This window comes from Nocardia sp. NBC_01499 (genome assembly GCF_045040275.1).
Lineage (GTDB): Bacteria > Actinomycetota > Actinomycetes > Mycobacteriales > Mycobacteriaceae > Nocardia.
The window spans coordinates 3,733,467-3,750,620 of record NZ_CP109426.1 but is presented as its reverse complement, the minus strand read 5'-3'; the positions used below and the strand labels follow the sequence as shown (position 1 = coordinate 3,750,620).

Here is a 17,154-nt window from a genome sequence, read left to right as displayed (position 1 = left end):
CACCGTGCCGTCCATCCATCTTGCCGAGAACCCCACTTTGACCGTTGATGAGCTGCAGCTGATCGACGCCTACTGGCGGGCGGCGAACTATCTGTCGGTGGGCCAGATCTATCTGCTGGATAATCCGCTGCTGCGCGAACCGCTGCGCGCGGAACACGTCAAACCGCGGTTGCTCGGACACTGGGGGACAACGCCGGGCCTCAATTTGCTGTACGCGCACATGAACCGCGTCATCAAACAGCGAAACCTCAACGCGCTCTACATAACCGGTCCAGGTCACGGCGGCCCGGGACTGGTGGCTAACGCTTACCTGGAGGGCACCTATAGCGAGGTGTACTCCTCGATCAGCCAGGACGAGGATGGCATGCGGGCACTGTTTCGGCAGTTCTCCTTCCCCGGCGGGATTCCCAGCCACGTCGCACCCGAGACACCGGGGTCCATCCACGAGGGCGGTGAACTCGGCTACGCCCTCGTGCACGCCTACGGCGCGGTCTTCGATAACCCGGATCTGTTGGCGCTGTGCGTGATCGGCGACGGCGAAGCCGAGACCGGGCCGCTCGCCGCGAGCTGGCATTCGAACAAGTTCCTCAACCCGGTGACCGATGGCGCGGTACTGCCGGTGCTGCACCTCAACGGCTACAAAATCGCCAATCCCACTGTGCTGGCGCGTATCCCGGACGAAGAGCTCGCCGCGTTGATGCGCGGCTATGGCCACACCCCGTACTTCGTGGTCGGCGACGACCCCGCCGAGGTGCATCAACAGCTCGCCGCGACCCTCGACACAGTGTGCGACGACATCGCGACCATCCAGCGCGACGCCCGCGCCGGCACCGGCTCGGCGCGCCCACTGTGGCCGATGATCATTCTGCGCACCCCGAAAGGCTGGACCGGACCGAAAATGGTCGACGGTCTCCCGGTCGAGGGCACCTGGCGCGCGCACCAGGTGCCGCTGGCGAACACCCGAACCGATGAGGGACACCGGGCGCAGTTGGCGCAGTGGATGCGCGGCTACCGTCCGGAGGAGCTGTTCGACGCCACCGGACGGCTCGTTCCGGAACTGGCTTCCCTTGCACCCCAAGGGGTACGGCGGATGAGCGCCAACCCGCATGCCAACGGCGGTCGACTGCTGCGCGACTTGTCCATGCCCGACTTTCGCAAGTACGCCGTCTCGGTCGCACATCCCGCGGTCGAGTCCAGCGGGGCGACCGGGGTCCTCGGAGAATTCCTGCGTGACATCATCGCCGCCAACCCCGACCGATTCCGGCTGATGGGCCCCGACGAGACGGCGTCGAACCGGCTCTCGGCGGTCTTCGAACGAACCGATCGTGCTTGGGACGCAGCCACATTGGTTGGTGACGACCATCTCGCTCCCGACGGACGAGTGATGGAAGTGCTCTCCGAACATCTGTGTCAGGGCTGGCTGGAGGGCTACTTACTGACCGGGCGGCACGGATTGTTCAACTGCTACGAGGCGTTCATCCACATCGTCGACTCGATGTTCAACCAGCACGCCAAATGGCTCAAAACCACCAGGGAAATCCCCTGGCGGGCACCGATCGCATCACTGAATTACCTACTGTCGTCCCATGTTTGGCGGCAAGACAACAACGGGTTCTCCCACCAGGACCCAGGCTTTATCGACCACGTGATCACCAAGAAAGCCGAGATCACCCGTGTCTACCTGCCACCGGACACCAACACCCTGCTATCGGTGGCCGATCACTGCCTGCGCAGCCGCAACTACGTCAACCTCATCATCGCGGGAAAGCAACCCGCACTCACCTACCTGACGATGGACGAAGCCATCGCCCACTGCACCAGAGGGCTCGGAATCTGGCCGTGGGCAGGCAGCGCCGACGGCGAACCCGACGTCGTACTCGCCTGCGCGGGCGACATTCCCACGCTCGAAACACTCGCCGCCGCAGACCTACTCGCCACCCACCTTCCCGAACTGAAGGTCCGATTCATCAACATCGTCGACCTGATGCGCCTGCAACCCGACAGCCGGCATCCGCACGGCCTGTCCGATCGCGACTTCGACGCGCTGTTCACCGCCGACAAACCGGTGATCTTCGCCTTCCACGGCTACCCATCGGTCATCCACCAACTCACCTACGCCCGCACCAACCACCGCAGCATTCACGTGCGCGGATACAACGAAGAGGGCACCACCACCACACCGTTCGACATGGTGATGCTCAACGATCTCGACCGCTTCCACCTTGTCATGGACGTCATCGACCGCGTTCCATCGCTCGGCAGCCGGGTGGCGATCCTGCGGCAGCAGATGGCCGACGCGCGCCTGTCCGCCCGCGCCTACACCCGCGAGCACGGCGAAGACGACCCCACCATCACCGGTTGGACCTGGCCGGAGCGGCCGGTATTTGTATCACCGCAGGTGAAATGAGCCTGCGGTAGATTCCAGCGGTGCGGGCTGAAGGTCGTGCACCATCCCGCACGTGCAGACCTCCAGCAGCGGTACTTCGCCGGCCGTACCGATGGTCTGCGGACCTTTGCCGAATCAGGGACTTACATCTTCGCGATCCTCACGGTCGATGAAGCCCTGGCTCGTCGTTTCGTTAGTGGTTCCGCGCGCCTGATCACACAGACCTACAAGCAGCTAGCCGCGGACATCCATGCCGTTGAGCTTGCCACCCTTACACTTGGGCACGTTGTTGACCTTGACAACTTTTCCGTGGCCGACCTCGCATTGCTTTGCCGTGGCGGTCGACAACATCTCCGACGTATGCACTGCCGGCTGGGCTGCGGCAGATACGGGGATGGCCATTAAGAAGGCCGTTGGGATGAGCGCCGCAATCAGACGGGATGGAGACATCGTTCCCCTATTCTTCGAACGTAGATGTGCAACTCGCACTCGGTGGACGTTAAGCATTCGTTGCCGCGACGGTTCTGGATGGCAGCGTCACTCCGCCATCGCAGCCTGCTGCCTCGGCCGCCTGCAACGCGGCATCCATGCTGGTCCTGCACCCAAAATCGTTGTGGGAGTTCACCGGAACATAGCGAGTTGCTCGGTGGCCCACTGGCGGAATGTGCGGCCGGGGCGGCCGGTGATCCGCTCGACGGAGCGCGCGGCTTCGGTCTGCTCTCCCGGCAATTGCGACCAGTAGTCCAGTACCGCCTCGACCAGCGGCGCGGGCACATGACCGCGCAGCTGCTCGGCCGCCTGCTCCCGGGTCGGTTCACGCAGCTCGATCCGGCGTTCGAGCAGCCCACCCAGCGTCTGCACCTGGTCACCGAAGCTGAGCGTCTGCGGGCCGCCCAGGCTGATCGTCTCGCCGTCCACTGTGTCGGTGGTCAGTGCCAGCTCGGCGACGTCGGCGATGTCTTCGGGGTGGATGGGTCCAGCCGGGCGTGCGGGTAGGCCTGCTCGACCGGCTGTCCGGCACGGATCGACTCGGCCCAGCCCAGCTGTCGGAAAGATCAACGGGCCGAGATCACTTGGGTTCACGCGGTCGTCGCAACACTCTCGATTGGAGAGGTTGGGGCGACTGTGTCGTTTTCGGAGGATCTTGCTCGGCCCGCTCGACGCACCATGATGCCGATTACGTGGCGTCGTCGATTGCGTCGGCGTGACCGACCTGCCGGGCCGTTCACTCGTCGAGCCGGATGACTGGTGCGCGACCTGGACTATGTAGACCGGACTCGGTCTGCGCCGATGGCGATGCCGATGATCGTGCAAGGTTCGGTGCCGTGGTTGCGCCAGGCGTGCCGGGTTCCGTTCTGAACGACCACATCGCCTGCCCGCAACACTCGCGGCTCGCCGTCATCGAGTTCCAGCGTGACCTCGCCAGAGGAGATGACGACGTAGTCGATGCTGTCGGTGGTGTGCACCCCAGCGGTGCCGGGCTCCTGGACGGCCATCGCGCCCGGCATCTGCCGTTCCAGCTCTGCCAGAGTCGAGGCCATATCGAGATCGGGGGCCACGGCCATTTCGCCCGGCGGGATCGTGTTGATCATGAAACGAGATCCATCTCGGGGCGGATACCACGCCTCGGCACCGCGTGCGGAACCGTCGTCGGGGAACGTTGGTCGTTCGTCTCGGCCCCACAGCCGGTAGGCGGCGAAGCCGGGCATCAGCTCGGTAGTGATCGCCTCGACATCACCGTCGTCGACCACGCGGGACATGCCCTCAGCGTCGTGCCCGGTGACTACTCGCCGAATCTTTCTGTGCTTCATCCGGTCGGTCCTCAATACGGTAGCGTATGGATACTGTTGCGTATCCATACGCTACCGTATTCTGCGGGTTGCCGACTCGTCAATACGTCGGCGTATCCTCTTTCCCGTGGCGAACGAGTCGAGCCGGCTATCCGCCCGGGACTGGGCACTGGCCGCGCTGAAGGCGATCGCCGACGGAGGGCTCGCCGCGGTCGCGGTCGAACCGCTGGCGCGGACTCTCGGCGTGACCAAGGGCAGTTTCTACGCGCATTACCGGAACCGGGACGAGCTGATCGAGGCGGCACTCACGGAGTGGGTGCGCAGTCACGGCGAAGGCGGACTCGTCGAATTCGCCGCGATCGCCGACCCGGCGCGACGGCTGCGCGAGCTGCTCACCGCTGTTGTGCGCGCCGTGCAGCCGCTGGCGCCATCGGTGCACCTGAGCCTGCTCGGCGACCGCAACGATCCCCGAGTCGGGGCCGCGGTTCGCCAGGTGAATCGAGCCCGGCTCGAACTACTGACGCACACCTACCAGGAACTCGGCCTACCGGCAGACCGTGCGGCAGATCGGGCACGAATCGCCTACGCCGCCATTCTCGGCCTGTTGCACTTGGCGCAAACCGATGCGGACTCCCCGAACCCGGCAGCACTCTCCGAAGAAGTGGCCAAGATCTTCCTGCCTGCCTGACAGGGCGCGCGTTGGTCAGCGATCCAAACTGGCTGGCCGACAGCACTATTCAGAGAATCTGACCGGTTGGATGCCACCCACCAAACGCGACTCGAACCCGAGGAGAGATGCCTCGGCGAGATCGCGCTCGGCAACCCGTGCCAGCATGCTCAGCACTAGCGCTCGCGGAGAACTGGAGACCCCGTCGGACGCGTGGGCCTCGGCGGCGTCATGGCCCCCATCTTCCGGGGCAATCGTGACCCGGCCGCCTACGCGGACGTAACGCAAATGGCGATGAGCGCGCTTTTGACGCCACCCGCCCGACACCATCACCCGGACGGCGCGTCCGCCTGGCTACAACGCCGGACGCAGCCGCGCTACCCGCCTGCACGTACCGAATTGCTGCATCAGGCACCGAAAGCTGTGATCCGCGCCGGAATGACGCGCGCGATCCACCGTTGCACCTCCGTCAACTCGGCGGTCCCCGCGATGCCGATCACCCGGTAGGGATCTCGGCGAACGCGGATGGCTCGGTGCGTTGCTCGGTCGACCGACCCGAGTGCTCGAGTCGAGTTGAACCTATGCGGCGACCGCCGGGGTAATTGAGCGCCCGATTCAGCCGAAAGGTGTGACCAGCAATGGGATTTGGCGTAGGTCGTCGAGGGTGTAGTGGATGCCTGCGAGTGCGCTGATCGCGCGGAGGCCGATGGCGAAATCAGCCTCGCCCGGGTCGAGGTAGTCGTGGTCGACGGTGCCGGCCGCTTCGAACGCCGCGCGCAGTTCGTCGGGTAGGTCGGCCAGGTCGGTGTCGAGTTCGAGGTCGTCGACGTTGATCCAGGCGATTTCGTTTCCGTCGGCGTAGTAGGTCAGGCTCGCGTCGGCATTGATGGAGAAGTAGCTCGTCGCGGCTACGCGACCGTCGGCCGATAGCACCGCCGCGTCTTCGGTGGCGCCGAAATCGTCATAGATGAAGGTCCATTCGCCGACCTGCCCCGCCAGCAGCGTCGCGGTGTCGCCTCGCTCGGTGCCGAGTGCCGCCGCTGGCAGGGAGGTCCACTCGTCCGGCTTGTCTGCTGGCAGCTTGCACGGCCGGAACAGGCGTGCCTTGGCTCCTAGTGCTTCGAGTGCCGCGGCGGGTTCGAGTCCACGGACCACGTGCACGCAGTGATTGGGATCGTCGCTCGCCAGCCCGCTGATCCACAACGGAACACCTTCGGGGTCAAGGGAATTCGGCAGAAATCCGGGTGTAGCCATACTGTCCTCGCCTATCGGAACCATGTTCGTGTCGGGTTCATCATCGCCCGCGTCACCGGCCAGCGCGCGCGACGGGTGAAAACGATAGTCGACGTGCGGGTCCGCACATCCGCAGTTCCGCTGCAGTCGGCGCACGCCACGGCAGCGCTGATTGCTGAGTACCGTGAGAAGCATCTCCCGCAGCGCGCGACCGCATCTCGGGCGATCCGCCACCTGCCTACGGTTGTGGCTGACCGCAGGCCGTGCACGCTCATGCCGCGGAGCGCGCGCCCGGCCAGCCGCAGTTGGTGAGCGCCAGTCGATCTCGGAAACGTCCGGATCTGCCGATGTGCGAAGGTTCGACAAGGAGCGGAATCATTCGGGTCACTGCATCTTTTACGCCTGCCCGGAGGAGGAGCACGCAGGTCGTCGTCGCGGCTACTCACGAGCCTGCCGCCGAGGAAAGGCGTGCCTCTCCGTGAACAGTCGCCGTAGGCCCGACCTCGATCACGCGGAGTAGTTGGTCGAAGGGTTCGTCCGGAGTCCGGTTGCAACCCGGCGCATGACGGCGCGTGCCGTGTCGGAGCTCTGGCGTCCGATGAGGACCTGCAAAGTCAATCCGTCGGTGAGGGCGATCAGCTCTTCGGCGACGTGGGCGGGTATCACGCCCGGGTGGACGCCCCCGCTCTCCTGGCCGACCCGCATCAGGAGTTCGAGTAGTTCGGTCAGTCCGCGTTGCTGTTCGCGCTGTGCGGCCGCCACTACCGGGTCCACCGCCGCCTGAGCGCTGAACGCGATCCAGACGCGCGCCTCGACGAGTTCCGGATCATCGACGAGGAGCATGGCCTGAAGCGTCTGCTCCAGCATGGTGGTGACCGACTCCGGTTCCGCGGCTGCCGCGATGAGCTTCTGGGCTCGCTCGGTCACGCGGCTGTTCACGTGGTCCTGGGCGAAGATCAGCATCTGCTGGCGCGTGCTGAAGCATCGCTGGACGGCGCCCATCGAGACGCTCGCCTCCTCGGCGACTTGACGCAGCGTGGCCGCCTCGATCCCGGCTCGTCCGATGAGTTCACAGACCGCGTCAGCGATCTGACGTCGTCGGCACTCGTGGTTCACCCGTTTCGGCACCGCATCAGCATACCGATGCAAGTGCATCGGTTACGTGTTAGCGTTCCGATGCACTTGCATCAGAAAAGATCGGAGATCAAGACATGTCGGAATGGATCACAGTCGCGCGAGCGCAGTCCGGATGGTGGATCTCGGGGCTGATCCTGTTCGTGCAGGGGTTCGGCTCGGCTCTGACCGATGCCCTGTGGCAGCACAGCTTCGGTGTGGCCGCGCTGCTGCGCACCGCCGGCATACCCGCATGGTCGGATTGGGTACTCGGGGCAGTCGGCTTCGCGCTGTTGATCGTGGCTGCGCTCCGAACCCGGGTGGTCGAAAGTGCCTGAGCTGTCACGCAGGTCACTGCTCGGTGCGGGCGTGGCGAGCGCCGGTGTACTGGCAACCGGGTGCGCTTCCGGCCCCGCCGCCGGAGCCACCACGCCGACGTTCGTGATCGTGCACGGCGCCAACGGAAATGGGGCGTCGTACGCTCCGCTGGTGGCCGCGTTGACCGCGGCGGGCTACCGCGCACTGGCCGTCGACCTTCCCGGACACGGGCCGGGTGCGCACTTTCCGCTGTCCTATCAGGCGCCGCAGGATCTCGCAGCGCTGGCGAGTGAGCCGTCGCCGCTGGCCCGAGTCGGACTCGACGACAATGTCGAGCATGTGGTGCGTGTCGTACGCCAGGTCGCCGAGCATGGACCCGTTGTTCTGCTCGGTCACAGCATGGGCGGGGCGACAATCACCCGCGTCGGTGGCGAGATTCCGGATCTGATCGCGCGCCTGGTCTACTTCACGGCCTTCTGCTGTGTCCGGCTGCGCAGCGTGCTCGAGTGTTTCACCGTGCCAGAAGCGGCCGTGACGCTGGCGGCGGCGATCCCGAGTCTCGGCGATCCGGAACGGACCGGAGTGACCCGCACCAACTGGCGCTCGGCCGATCCAGCCTTTCTCGCCGCCGCCAAACTCGCGCTGGCCGACGACTACGACGACGCCGCTTTCCGGACAGCGCTGAACGGCATGGAGCCGGACGAGACGTGGGCGGTGACCGTCGGTGACGCCCGCGGTGAACCGGCGACGTGGGGGAGGATCCCGCGCAGCTATATCCGCTGTAGTCGCGATCGGATGCTGCCGCTCGCCCTCCAGGACAGGATGATCGAGGAGGCCGATGCCGCGACGCCGGGAAACGCTTTCGACGTCCACACTCTCGACGCGCCACATCTGGGTCCGCAAAACCCGCAGCCGGTGGTCGAGATCTTGACATCGCTTGTCCGCCTGAGCTGATCCCACCGGCGCTATTCGAGCGCATCAAAAGCATTTCGCCCGTCCAGACCGAAACGCAGAACGTGTTTCTATGCCGCGACCCGCTCGTTCGAGAACGTCCGCATCTGCCGCTGGGCGGTCGATTCGGTGGGCGAGATCAACTGTGGTGCAGCGCATCCGCCCAGCCGGGCGCGTGTGTGGCCCGAGCCCGGAGCGAGGGCCCGTTTGAGATCAAAAACGCCGGGTATCAGATGGTCGATCACAGATTCTCGCACCAGCGCAGCCGGATCGGATGCGATGTGAGAGCGCCACGGTTAGGAGTTCGTCATTATTACGTTGGGTGTCGTCTTGCTGATAGTCGGTTTCCTGCTCGGGATCCCAGTGTTGTGGACATTGGGCATCGTCGCCCTGGTGGCCGGTGCGGTGCTGGCCCTGTTCGGTGCGCTGGGACGACCGGTGGCGGGCCGGGCTCATTACTACTAGCCAGGCAGGCTTCGGTAACGAAGCGGTGGGGGCGGGCCGAATTCGGCCCGCCCCCACCGGTTTCCAGATTGGCAAGCATTCGACTATCCGAGGTCTCCCCTAGCCGCCCCGGGAAGATCAACGGCACGAGATCCTCGATTAATACAACCTCCGGTAAGCCGATTACCGTGCGATTTGCTGGTTGCCGAAGTCGCGCCCGAGCTCGGCGCACCGCCGGGCCCGGATGGTTTCGACCCGCTCGGCCGCCCCGGATAGACATCGACGCGGTGTGCTGCGCGATCGCCACGGGCACCGTTGCCGCCCGGCTCGGCGCGTGGAGTGCGGCGCTTACGAGAGCATTCAGACCTGCGCGTATCCACCGTCGGCGAAGAATTCGGCACCGTTGACGTAACTCGACGCGTCCGAGGCAAGGAACGTCGTCACCGCGGCGATCTCCTCGGGCTCGGCGAGCCGACCAATAGGGACGGCACCTTCGGCCTGCTCGAGCATCTCGTGCGTGATCAGCTCGAGCAGACCGGGGGTGCGGGTACCGCCCGGGGACACGACGTTGACCCGAAAGCCGTGCGCGCGCGAGCTGAGGGCCCAACCGCGGGCGAGGCTGCGGACCGCGGCCTTCGACGCCGCGTAGACCTCGAGTCCCTGGTTGGGCCGTGTCGCGGCGGTCGAACCCGTCAGGATCACCGAAGCGTTTGTGCTGAGGAATGGCAGCGCTTGCTGCAGGGTGAAGATCGTTCCCTTGACGTTGGTGGCGAACACCGTGTCGATCAGATCCTCCGTCACCTCGCCGAACGGAGCTGCGGTGCCGACGCCGGCGTTTGCGACCAGTACGTCGATGCGTCCGGCCTGGTCGTGCACGGTCCGGTAGAACGCGTCGAGCTCTGCGGGCACCGAAGCGTCGCAGACCACGCCGGTCACGTCGGGTCCGAGCTCGGCGACCGCGGCATCGAGCGCGTCCTTGCGGCGACCGGTGATGAACACCTTGGCGCCCTCGTCGCGGAACGCGCGTGCGGTCGCGAACCCGATGCCGCTGCTGGCCCCGGTGACCACGGCGACCTTGTCTGCCAAGACGGCCATGCCGCCCTCCTTCCAGGTTATGGACTATTACGTCCATATCCTTACCCGTTATGGACCGCTTGGTCAAGAGCCTTCGGCATCGGGAGGGTGGCTCCTCGGCGCGGCCCCCACGGCCGAGCCGAGCATGCGCGGCCTCGGAGCCACCGGACAGACACCGACACCTGCTGTGCCCGCCCCACCGGCAGCGTCGACCGCCGCGGCAACTGGGTCGCAGCCGAAACTGCCCGACGATTGGCGCAGCGCTGGAGCTCAGTCAGCGGACCGTGACCCCCCCGGTAAGGGCCGCAGGACGCAGCTTGAGGGTGCACCTCGCAGGGGCCGGTTAAAGGCAACGGCGGTACGGGTCGGCCGGTGAGTTGTTGCTACTGCGTTGGGGTGGGCAGCAACCGCGCCAGGGCGGACTGGGCCATCGTGGTGAGCGCGTCGATGTCCATGCCGGTGCGCCCGAGCGCGATGAGGCCGAGTTGGGTGACCAGGACCGCGCGGGCGGTCTCGCCAGGGTCGGTGCTGGGGTCGAGGTCGCCTTCGCGCTGGGCGCGCTCCAGTGCGGCGGTGAGGATGGTGGCGATCGCGTCGTAGCTGCGGCGGGCCTCAGCGGCCACGTCCGGAGTGCTGGTGGCGAGCTCGGCGTAGGTGTTGGCCAGCAGGCAACCCCGACGCGCAGTGGCTCCGGTCGGGTCGCCGGTCAAGGCGAGCACGAACTCGCGGACCACGTCGATCCCCCGCGCCGCGGACGCCAGACGCTCGCGCAGCATCAGCAGGTTCGCGTCGTCGTAGTCGCGCAGCACCCGCAGGAATAGGCTGCGTTTGTCCCCGAACGCCCCATAAAGGCTGCCTTTACCCAGCCCGCTCACGCACAGCAGGTCGTCCATCGACGTCGCCGCGTAGCCCTTGTCCCAGAACTCGTCGCGGATAGCGAGGAGCACGCGATCTTCGTCGAACTCACGAGGTCGGGCCATACAACCACAGTACTAGTTCTGGACCGTAGGGGCCATAATGGCGACAGCGCCAGGTGTCCTCAGCGATCAATCTATGTCGGTCGGTATTGCCGCGAGGCGCACGTTGGTCATCCGTCCAAATCTTTTGATCGGCAGGACTTCCCAACGCGTGCAGATGCCGTTTTACGGCGCGGTGTACTACACCTTCAACCAAGTCGTCACGCTGCTCGCACCCCCAGCTAGCACACCGAACTTGTACATACACGGGCGAACTCCGCTGGTAACCTCGTTCGGGATGCCGGAAATCCGCGAGTCTGTGCCCGAACTCGACTTCGCGCCGCTGCGGCACGGTCGGCTCAGTCACGGCATGCGCGTCGCCGTCCATCGGCATCGCACGGGACAGTTGCTCTATTCGTCGGCAGGCGTGCTTGCCACCACGATTGAACTCGGCACGTGGGTGGCTCCGGCCGACCGGCTCACCTGGATGCCGCCGGGTTTCGCGCACAGTAACCGCGCCTACGGGAAAACCGAGGTGCGGGTACTGGAAATGCCGCGAGCGCTCTGCAGCGAGCTGCCTATTCGGCCGACCGTCTTTGCGGTGACTCCGTTGGTGCGGGAGTTGCTGGTGACCCTCACGTCCGATCGCCCCTTTCGGCCCGGCGCGCACGAGCGGTTGTTCTCGGTCGTCGTCGATGAATTGATCGATGTTTCAGAGGAATTCGGCTATCTTCCCGAACCGCGTGACGATCGGCTACGCATGGTGACCGATCGACTGCACACCAACCCCGCCGACAACGCCACCCTGGCGGAGTTGGGACGAGCTGCCGGTTCGAGTGAACGCACCCTCAGCCGCCTGTTCCACACCGAGGTCGGCATGAGCTTCCACGGGTGGCGGACGCTGCTGCGCATCCAGCACGCGCTGGTACATCTGCACGACGGTTACTCGGTCACCGATACCGCGATGGCCTGCGGCTGGTCGAATCCGACCAGCTTCATCGAGGCCTTCACCGCGCTCGTCGGACGGACCCCGGGCCGCTACCAGAGCGAGCTGCACCGCACCGCACCCTGAACCTTGGCGGGTTTCCGGATTCTGCTGGCGACATACCGGTGGTGCGCATTGTCGGCCGTGCCTACGTTGGTGACATCCCGCCCCTGAGGGAAAACCCTTCTACTGCTTCCAATTACCGAGGAACGATAGTGATGCTCGAAAATGCCGGTTCAACCGCGGCCCGACTCCTGATCATCGACACCGAGGACAGCGCCGTGGAACTGCTCGACGCGTCATCGCTGAAACGGCTTGCCCACCTGCCGATTCGCGCGATGCCCCACGAGGTCGCCGTGGATCATGTGCGGCGGCTCGGGTACGTGTGCATCAGCTACGAGGACGGTTTCTACAACCACTATCGGTCGGCCTCACACTTCCTGGAGGTCGTCTCTGTCGGCTCAGGTCGCTGCGCAGCATCGACCTGTCCCCGCACTGGGGGCCACACGGTATCGCGCTGGCGCCGGATCTCGGCACGGCCCTGATCACCTGCGAGTCCGGCGGTGGGGAGCTGATCGCGCTCGACCTGGATCGCGAGACCGTACTCGGGTCGGTGTCCGTCGGCGCGCACGGCCCGCACTGGATGGTGCTGACACCGGACGGTTCCACGGTCTTCACCGCCAACAAAGAGGATGGATTCGTCTCCGTCGTCGACGTGGCATCGATGACGGTCACCGGCCGCATCGAGACCCCGAACGGGACCGAGGGAATCGCCGTATCCCCCGACGGTGCCCGGATTTTCGTGGCAAGCCAGCGGTCGCCGCAGTTGTACGTCGTGGACGCGATCGAGGCCCGGATCGAGGCGACACTAGAGTTGCCGGAATCGCCGGGGGCGGTCGCGGTCACACCCGACGGCCGCTACGTTCTGACCACCAGCTTCAACTTCACCTACTGGACCGACAGTCCCGAACTACGCCAGGGCTTCTTCCAGACCGTCGACGCAGACACCTTGGCACTCGGGCCAAGGATCGCGGTGGGCCGGTTCCCACTCAATGTGATCGCCAGCGCGGACAGCTCGACCGCCTACGTCAGCAATTACAAGGACGATTCCGTATCGGTGATCGACCTCGAAGCCATGTCGGTCACGGCCACGGTGCCAGTCGGCGCCGGACCACACGGCCTGGCGTATCTGCAGGAGGGTGAAGGGCTTTCGCGGCCGGAGCAGATATGAGCAGCTACGCCTGCAAAGCATGCTGGTCTCGAGCGAGACCAGCGGACCGGCAGTGGCGACCGGACTGTCCTGACTACCTGCCATAGAGGCGGTCATTGATTCGGTTGACATGCCCAACCACTGTGAACGTCCGCTATTGCCGCATGGTGCGCGTTGGTCAACCGACCAAATTGGTTGTCCGGCACGGCTTCTCAACGTCCGGTATTGCCGATTACCGCACACCTAATGATTCGTACTCCTGTAGATAGAGAGCACAGCCCTGGCCGCAGGAGCACAGCTTGTGTTCAGTCGTCTATCCGCCGCTCAACGCGGCATCCATGCTGGTCCTGCGCCCAAAACCGTTGTGGCAGTTCACCGGAACATAGCGAGGTGCTCGGTGGCCCACTGGCGGAATGTGCGGCCGGGGCGGCCGGTGATCCGCTCGACGGAGCGCGCGGCTTCGGTCTGCTTCCCTGGCAATTGCGACCAGTAGTCCAGTACCGCCTCGACCAGCGGCGCGGGCACATGACCGCGCAGCTGCTCGGCCGCCTGCTCTCGGGTCGGTTCACGCAGCTCGATCCGGCGTTCGAGCAGCTCACCTAGCGTCTGCACCTGGTCACCGAAGCTGAGTACCTGCGGGCCGCCCAGGCTGATCGTCTCGCCGTCCAATGTGTCGGTGGTCAGTGCCAGCTCGGCGACGTCGGCGATGTCTTCGGGGTGGATGGGATCCAGCCGGGCGTGCGGGTAGGCCTGCTCGACCGGCTGTCCGGCACGGATCGACTCGGCCCAGCCCAAGGTCATGGTGGCGAATCCGCCGGGCCGTAGCAGGGTCGCGGTGAGCGGTGCGGCGAGTAGTGCCCGTTCCACCAGGAGGTGATGCCGGGCCAGCGCGTTGCGCTCGGCGGTGGGCAGGGTCACCGAGTCCGACGAGAGCAGCACCACCCGCCGCACCCGGGCTGCCACCGCGGCCGCGAGCAATGCCTCGATTCCGGCCGGCTCGGCGTAGAGGAACACATCGGTGACTCCGGCCAGCGCGGGAGCGAAGGTCGACGGGTCCGCGAGGTCGAGCTCGACGGCTAGGACACCGGCAGGCAGTTCGGTCTTGGCCGGGACGCGGCTGGCCGCCCGGACATTGTGGCCGGAGGTGTGTAGGCGGCGCAGCAGGCCGGCGCCGATGCCGCCACGGACACCGGTGATCAAGATGGTCATATTCTTCACCCTGCATCGCCCCGGCGATCGAGTCCAACGAAGAATGCCGATCACATTGATCACCGTGTGCGATAATTCAGCGGTGGAGTTGCGCCAGCTGGAGTGCTTCGTCGCCGTGGCCGAAGAGTCCAGCTTCACCCGTGCCGCGGCCCGGCTGCACGTCGTGCAGTCCGCGGTATCGGCAACGATCGCCGCCCTGGAACGTGAGCTGGAAACCCCGCTGTTGTTGCGCACGACCCGGCGGGTCGGGCTCACTGATGCCGGGCGCGAACTGCTCCCGAAAGCCCGGGCCACGCTCGACGCCGCCCGCGACGCTCGCGACGCCGTGCACGCCGTCAAAGGTGGACTGCGCGGCACACTGCGTATCGGGACCATGAGCTCACTCGGGCTGATCGACTTACCAGCACTGCTCGGCCGATTCCATCGCGAACATCCCGCCGTGACCATGCGGCTCGCAACGGCGGCATCGACAGGCGGATCGCCCGGGCTTGTCGCCGCACTGGCCCAGGGCCGCCTCGACGTCGCCTTCGTCTCGATCCCTGGACATCCGCCCGCGACGGCACACCTGCGGGGTCTGACATCCACACCCTTGGATCTGGTGGTTCCCCGAGATCATCGCCTCGCCGACCGCGGCGAAGTAGCGATTTCAGAATTGGCCGACGAGTCCTTCATCGACTTCCCGCCCGGGTACGGAAACCGCGCCGTGACCGATCGCGCCTTCACCGCCGCCGGACTCCAGCGTCGAGTCAGCCTCGAGATCACCGATATCGACGCAGGCACCGACTTCGTCCGGCAACACCTGGGCATCGCTCTGCTGCCCCGCGCAGTCATTCCATCCGGCAACGATCTCAGCATCCTGCCTGTCACCGGCGCCGACTTGGATTGGCCCATTTCCTTGGCCACGCCCACCGGTCGCACCCCCGGGGCCGCGACCCGCGCGTTCGAACACCTCGTCACGCAATATCTCGCGAACTCGCCCACGGGTTCGCTGCCGTGTGCGAGTCCGCCGTGAAGGGGCACCAGTTCCTCGGGCAGGACCCGTTGCCGGTCTGAGGTCGGTCCGTCTACGCGACTCCCGGAAAGATCAACGGGCCGAGATCATCTCGGTCCGCTCGACGCACCATAATGCCGCGTTCCGGTCGTTCGCGCCGCGCGGCCGGTGCCCAACTACGGCACCGGCCGGTCGATCCGAATCAGCCGACGTAGTTGCAGAACGCCGACTTCTGGCCGAGCAAGCACGGCAACCACGCCGAACCGGACGCCAGCGAATTCGCCGACCCGGACGGCGAGATGTCCCCCACCTGCTGCGCATCGGTGCCGACAGTCGACCCTTCCAGCGGAAGGCCCGGCCCCGCCATCGCGGGCGCGGCGGCGAACACCGCACCGACGACAACCGCACCGGCAACCAGTGCGGTAATTCCAAACTGCTTCATCGACAATACCTTTCGCTGATACACGTATGCGCGCACAACGGTAGCGAGAAGGTCACCCGGTGGCTGCCGTCAGTTGCTACGCCCTGAGCGCCGGTGGCACCACCGTTACCGGCACTGCGGATCAGGCGGGCGCGTGCTCGGGCCGGATGCCTCGGGCGACCGGGAACGGTGGGACGCTGTGCAGCACCGGGATTCAGCGCAGGACCCCCGGACCGGCAATGGCGGCCTCGGGCGACCCGGCGATGCTGATGCCACCCGCGAGGGCCGGGCGGATCATTGCGGTCTTTCAGTCAAGGCACCCGCAGTCGAATCTCACGGACATCCGGAAATGCCGCTGATCGTGCTGAGAGAACCGGCCAAGCCGCGCGGTCAGCGGAACGCGCGCTTCTGCCGAGACCCGCGCGTTGGTCGACCGTCCAAACCGGTTGGCCGACACCACTTCCAACGCCCGCTTCTAGCCGAATTCCGTGCATCGATCCGCGGTGAACTTTCCCTGCGATTCGTGGCACTCTCAGACGGGTTTCCGCAAATCTACGCGCGACTTGCACGAAAAGTTCACTTCTACAGGCGAATTCATGGCCGATCGCAGCCAAGTAGCACCCTGGTTATCGGAGATGCCGTTTGTTGCTACCGGCGGGATCGGTGGGTCTGGTCGAGACGCGTGAGCCATTCGCGCAGCAGGCCGGCTTCGAAGACGCTGAAGCCCGCGTCGGTCACGGGGTCAGCGTTGCCAGCGGGGGTGATGATTCCGAGTAGTGACTGTGCACGGTCGGCGATGGGGCAGCGGTCGTCGGCGCGGGGTACGGCTTGCTCAGTGAGGGCGTCGAGCACGATGTCGCGTAACGGCCGGATCAACTGGGCGTCCCGAGCCTGTTCCGGCTGGGCCAGCAAGAGCAGAACCGCGCCGGTCGTGGACGCCTCAATGGCTACCATGGCCGCCTCGACAGACACCCGGAGCAGCCCTTGTTCGTTGGCGCGTTCGAGCATGCCGCGCAGGATGGCCCGGTTTTCCGTTACTGCCGCGGGGTGGCGGTCCGGTCGCAGGTTCGCGTACATCAGCGTATAGATCGCGGGGTTGGCCAAGCCGAACTCGACGTGCGTCTCCCAGCCTCGGCGCAAATCCTCGACCGGGTCCTGACTGGGCAGGAACGCACGCTTATCGGCGAGGTAGCTCTCGAAACCGAAGCTGGCCACCGCATCGAGCAGTGCGTCCTTGTCGCCGAACAACCGATACAGCGTCGGTGTCTGAACTCCGGCCGCTGTCGCGACCGCCCGGGTGGACAGCCCGGATGGCCCGGCGTCGGCGAGCAAGGTCACTGCCGCGCTCAGGATGCGCTCGCGTTGATCGTCCGAGCCGCCGCGTCGATCCAGTGATGACATGTTGC

17 protein-coding genes are annotated in these 17,154 nt (G+C 65.7%); 8 read left to right on the top strand and 9 right to left on the bottom strand.

What is annotated here, in order from left to right; genetic code table 11:
• The first annotated feature begins 4 nt into the window (after positions 1 to 4).
• Complete coding sequence (locus OG203_RS17275; RefSeq protein ID WP_405166676.1) at positions 5 to 2,407, top strand: phosphoketolase; 2,403 nt, start codon at positions 5 to 7, stop codon at positions 2,405 to 2,407.
• A 600-nt stretch (positions 2,408 to 3,007) separates the two neighbouring features.
• Here the strand turns inward: OG203_RS17275 and OG203_RS17270 are convergent.
• Together OG203_RS17270 and OG203_RS17265 are read right to left on the bottom strand one after the other, a co-directional pair.
• The gene (locus OG203_RS17270) at positions 3,008 to 3,469 is read right to left on the bottom strand and encodes a hypothetical protein (protein ID WP_405166675.1); all 462 of its coding nucleotides are present in this window, start codon (positions 3,467 to 3,469) and stop codon (positions 3,008 to 3,010) included.
• A 179-nt stretch (positions 3,470 to 3,648) separates the two neighbouring features.
• Positions 3,649 to 4,197, bottom strand: coding sequence for a cupin domain-containing protein (locus OG203_RS17265; protein WP_405166674.1), 549 nt, complete (start codon positions 4,195 to 4,197; stop codon positions 3,649 to 3,651).
• Between the two features lie 106 nt (positions 4,198 to 4,303).
• Between OG203_RS17265 and OG203_RS17260 the strand changes: the two genes are divergently transcribed.
• The gene (locus OG203_RS17260) at positions 4,304 to 4,864 is read left to right on the top strand and encodes a TetR/AcrR family transcriptional regulator (RefSeq protein ID WP_405166673.1); all 561 of its coding nucleotides are present in this window, start codon (positions 4,304 to 4,306) and stop codon (positions 4,862 to 4,864) included.
• A gap of 594 nt (positions 4,865 to 5,458) precedes the next feature.
• On the opposite strand, the gene OG203_RS17255 is transcribed toward OG203_RS17260, so the two are convergent.
• Positions 5,459 to 6,097 carry a DUF6461 domain-containing protein gene (locus OG203_RS17255; protein ID WP_405166672.1) on the bottom strand — a complete coding sequence of 213 codons (639 nt, stop codon included), beginning with the start codon at positions 6,095 to 6,097 and terminating at the stop codon, positions 5,459 to 5,461.
• A 486-nt stretch (positions 6,098 to 6,583) separates the two neighbouring features.
• The gene (locus OG203_RS17250; protein WP_405166671.1) at positions 6,584 to 7,204 is read right to left on the bottom strand and encodes a TetR/AcrR family transcriptional regulator; all 621 of its coding nucleotides are present in this window, start codon (positions 7,202 to 7,204) and stop codon (positions 6,584 to 6,586) included.
• 83 nt (positions 7,205 to 7,287) lie between these two features.
• On the opposite strand from OG203_RS17250, the gene OG203_RS17245 reads away from it, so the two are divergent.
• The 3 genes from OG203_RS17245 (at position 7,288) to OG203_RS17235 (ending at position 8,923) form a co-directional block, all read left to right on the top strand.
• The gene (locus tag OG203_RS17245) at positions 7,288 to 7,527 is read left to right on the top strand and encodes a hypothetical protein (protein ID WP_405166670.1); all 240 of its coding nucleotides are present in this window, start codon (positions 7,288 to 7,290) and stop codon (positions 7,525 to 7,527) included.
• A complete protein-coding gene (locus tag OG203_RS17240; RefSeq protein WP_405166669.1) occupies positions 7,520 to 8,461 on the top strand; it encodes an alpha/beta hydrolase in 942 nt (313 codons plus the stop codon). The genes OG203_RS17245 and OG203_RS17240 overlap by 8 nt, the downstream gene beginning before the upstream one ends.
• A gap of 327 nt (positions 8,462 to 8,788) precedes the next feature.
• Positions 8,789 to 8,923 carry a hypothetical protein gene (locus OG203_RS17235; protein WP_405166668.1) on the top strand — a complete coding sequence of 45 codons (135 nt, stop codon included), beginning with the start codon at positions 8,789 to 8,791 and terminating at the stop codon, positions 8,921 to 8,923.
• 339 nt (positions 8,924 to 9,262) lie between these two features.
• Here OG203_RS17235 and OG203_RS17230 read toward each other — a convergent pair whose 3' ends face one another.
• A complete protein-coding gene (locus OG203_RS17230; protein ID WP_405166667.1) occupies positions 9,263 to 9,997 on the bottom strand; it encodes an SDR family NAD(P)-dependent oxidoreductase in 735 nt (244 codons plus the stop codon).
• A 362-nt stretch (positions 9,998 to 10,359) separates the two neighbouring features.
• Positions 10,360 to 10,956, bottom strand: a complete 597-nt coding sequence (locus OG203_RS17225) for a TetR/AcrR family transcriptional regulator (protein WP_405166666.1) — start codon at positions 10,954 to 10,956, stop codon at positions 10,360 to 10,362.
• 154 nt (positions 10,957 to 11,110) lie between these two features.
• On the opposite strand from OG203_RS17225, the gene OG203_RS17220 reads away from it, so the two are divergent.
• Together OG203_RS17220 and OG203_RS17215 are read left to right on the top strand one after the other, a co-directional pair.
• Positions 11,111 to 12,004, top strand: a complete 894-nt coding sequence (locus tag OG203_RS17220) for an AraC family transcriptional regulator (protein ID WP_405167895.1) — start codon at positions 11,111 to 11,113, stop codon at positions 12,002 to 12,004.
• A gap of 298 nt (positions 12,005 to 12,302) precedes the next feature.
• On the top strand, positions 12,303 to 13,148 hold the full coding sequence (locus OG203_RS17215; RefSeq protein ID WP_405166665.1) for a YncE family protein: 846 nt from the start codon (positions 12,303 to 12,305) through the stop codon (positions 13,146 to 13,148).
• Positions 13,149 to 13,499: 351 nt separating this feature from the next.
• Here the strand turns inward: OG203_RS17215 and OG203_RS17210 are convergent, their stop codons facing one another.
• Positions 13,500 to 14,336, bottom strand: a complete 837-nt coding sequence (locus OG203_RS17210) for an SDR family oxidoreductase (RefSeq protein ID WP_405166664.1) — start codon at positions 14,334 to 14,336, stop codon at positions 13,500 to 13,502.
• 82 nt (positions 14,337 to 14,418) lie between these two features.
• Here OG203_RS17210 and OG203_RS17205 point away from each other — a divergent pair, with 82 nt between their 5' ends.
• Positions 14,419 to 15,348, top strand: a complete 930-nt coding sequence (locus OG203_RS17205) for a LysR family transcriptional regulator (protein WP_405166663.1) — start codon at positions 14,419 to 14,421, stop codon at positions 15,346 to 15,348.
• A gap of 181 nt (positions 15,349 to 15,529) precedes the next feature.
• Here OG203_RS17205 and OG203_RS17200 read toward each other — a convergent pair whose 3' ends face one another.
• Positions 15,530 to 15,769 carry a hypothetical protein gene (locus tag OG203_RS17200; RefSeq protein ID WP_405166662.1) on the bottom strand — a complete coding sequence of 80 codons (240 nt, stop codon included), beginning with the start codon at positions 15,767 to 15,769 and terminating at the stop codon, positions 15,530 to 15,532.
• A gap of 627 nt (positions 15,770 to 16,396) precedes the next feature.
• A complete protein-coding gene (locus OG203_RS17195; protein ID WP_405166661.1) occupies positions 16,397 to 17,149 on the bottom strand; it encodes a TetR/AcrR family transcriptional regulator in 753 nt (250 codons plus the stop codon).
• Positions 17,150 to 17,154 lie beyond the last annotated feature (5 nt).

Bases quoted from the DNA above. Each gene is read 5' to 3' on its own strand.
- OG203_RS17225 (WP_405166666.1), bottom strand. From the start codon at position 10,956: ATGGCCCGACCTCGTGAGTTCGACGAAGATCGCGTGCTCCTCGCTATC.
- OG203_RS17200 (WP_405166662.1), bottom strand. From the start codon at position 15,769: ATGAAGCAGTTTGGAATTACCGCACTGGTTGCCGGTGCGGTTGTCGTC.
- OG203_RS17265 (WP_405166674.1), bottom strand. From the start codon at position 4,197: ATGAAGCACAGAAAGATTCGGCGAGTAGTCACCGGGCACGACGCTGAG.
- OG203_RS17255 (WP_405166672.1), bottom strand. From the start codon at position 6,097: ATGGCTACACCCGGATTTCTGCCGAATTCCCTTGACCCCGAAGGTGTT.
- OG203_RS17210 (WP_405166664.1), bottom strand. From the start codon at position 14,336: ATGACCATCTTGATCACCGGTGTCCGTGGCGGCATCGGCGCCGGCCTG.
- OG203_RS17245 (WP_405166670.1), top strand. From the start codon at position 7,288: ATGTCGGAATGGATCACAGTCGCGCGAGCGCAGTCCGGATGGTGGATC.
- OG203_RS17195 (WP_405166661.1), bottom strand. From the start codon at position 17,149: ATGTCATCACTGGATCGACGCGGCGGCTCGGACGATCAACGCGAGCGC.
- OG203_RS17220 (WP_405167895.1), top strand. From the start codon at position 11,111: ATGCCGTTTTACGGCGCGGTGTACTACACCTTCAACCAAGTCGTCACG.
- OG203_RS17230 (WP_405166667.1), bottom strand. From the start codon at position 9,997: ATGGCCGTCTTGGCAGACAAGGTCGCCGTGGTCACCGGGGCCAGCAGC.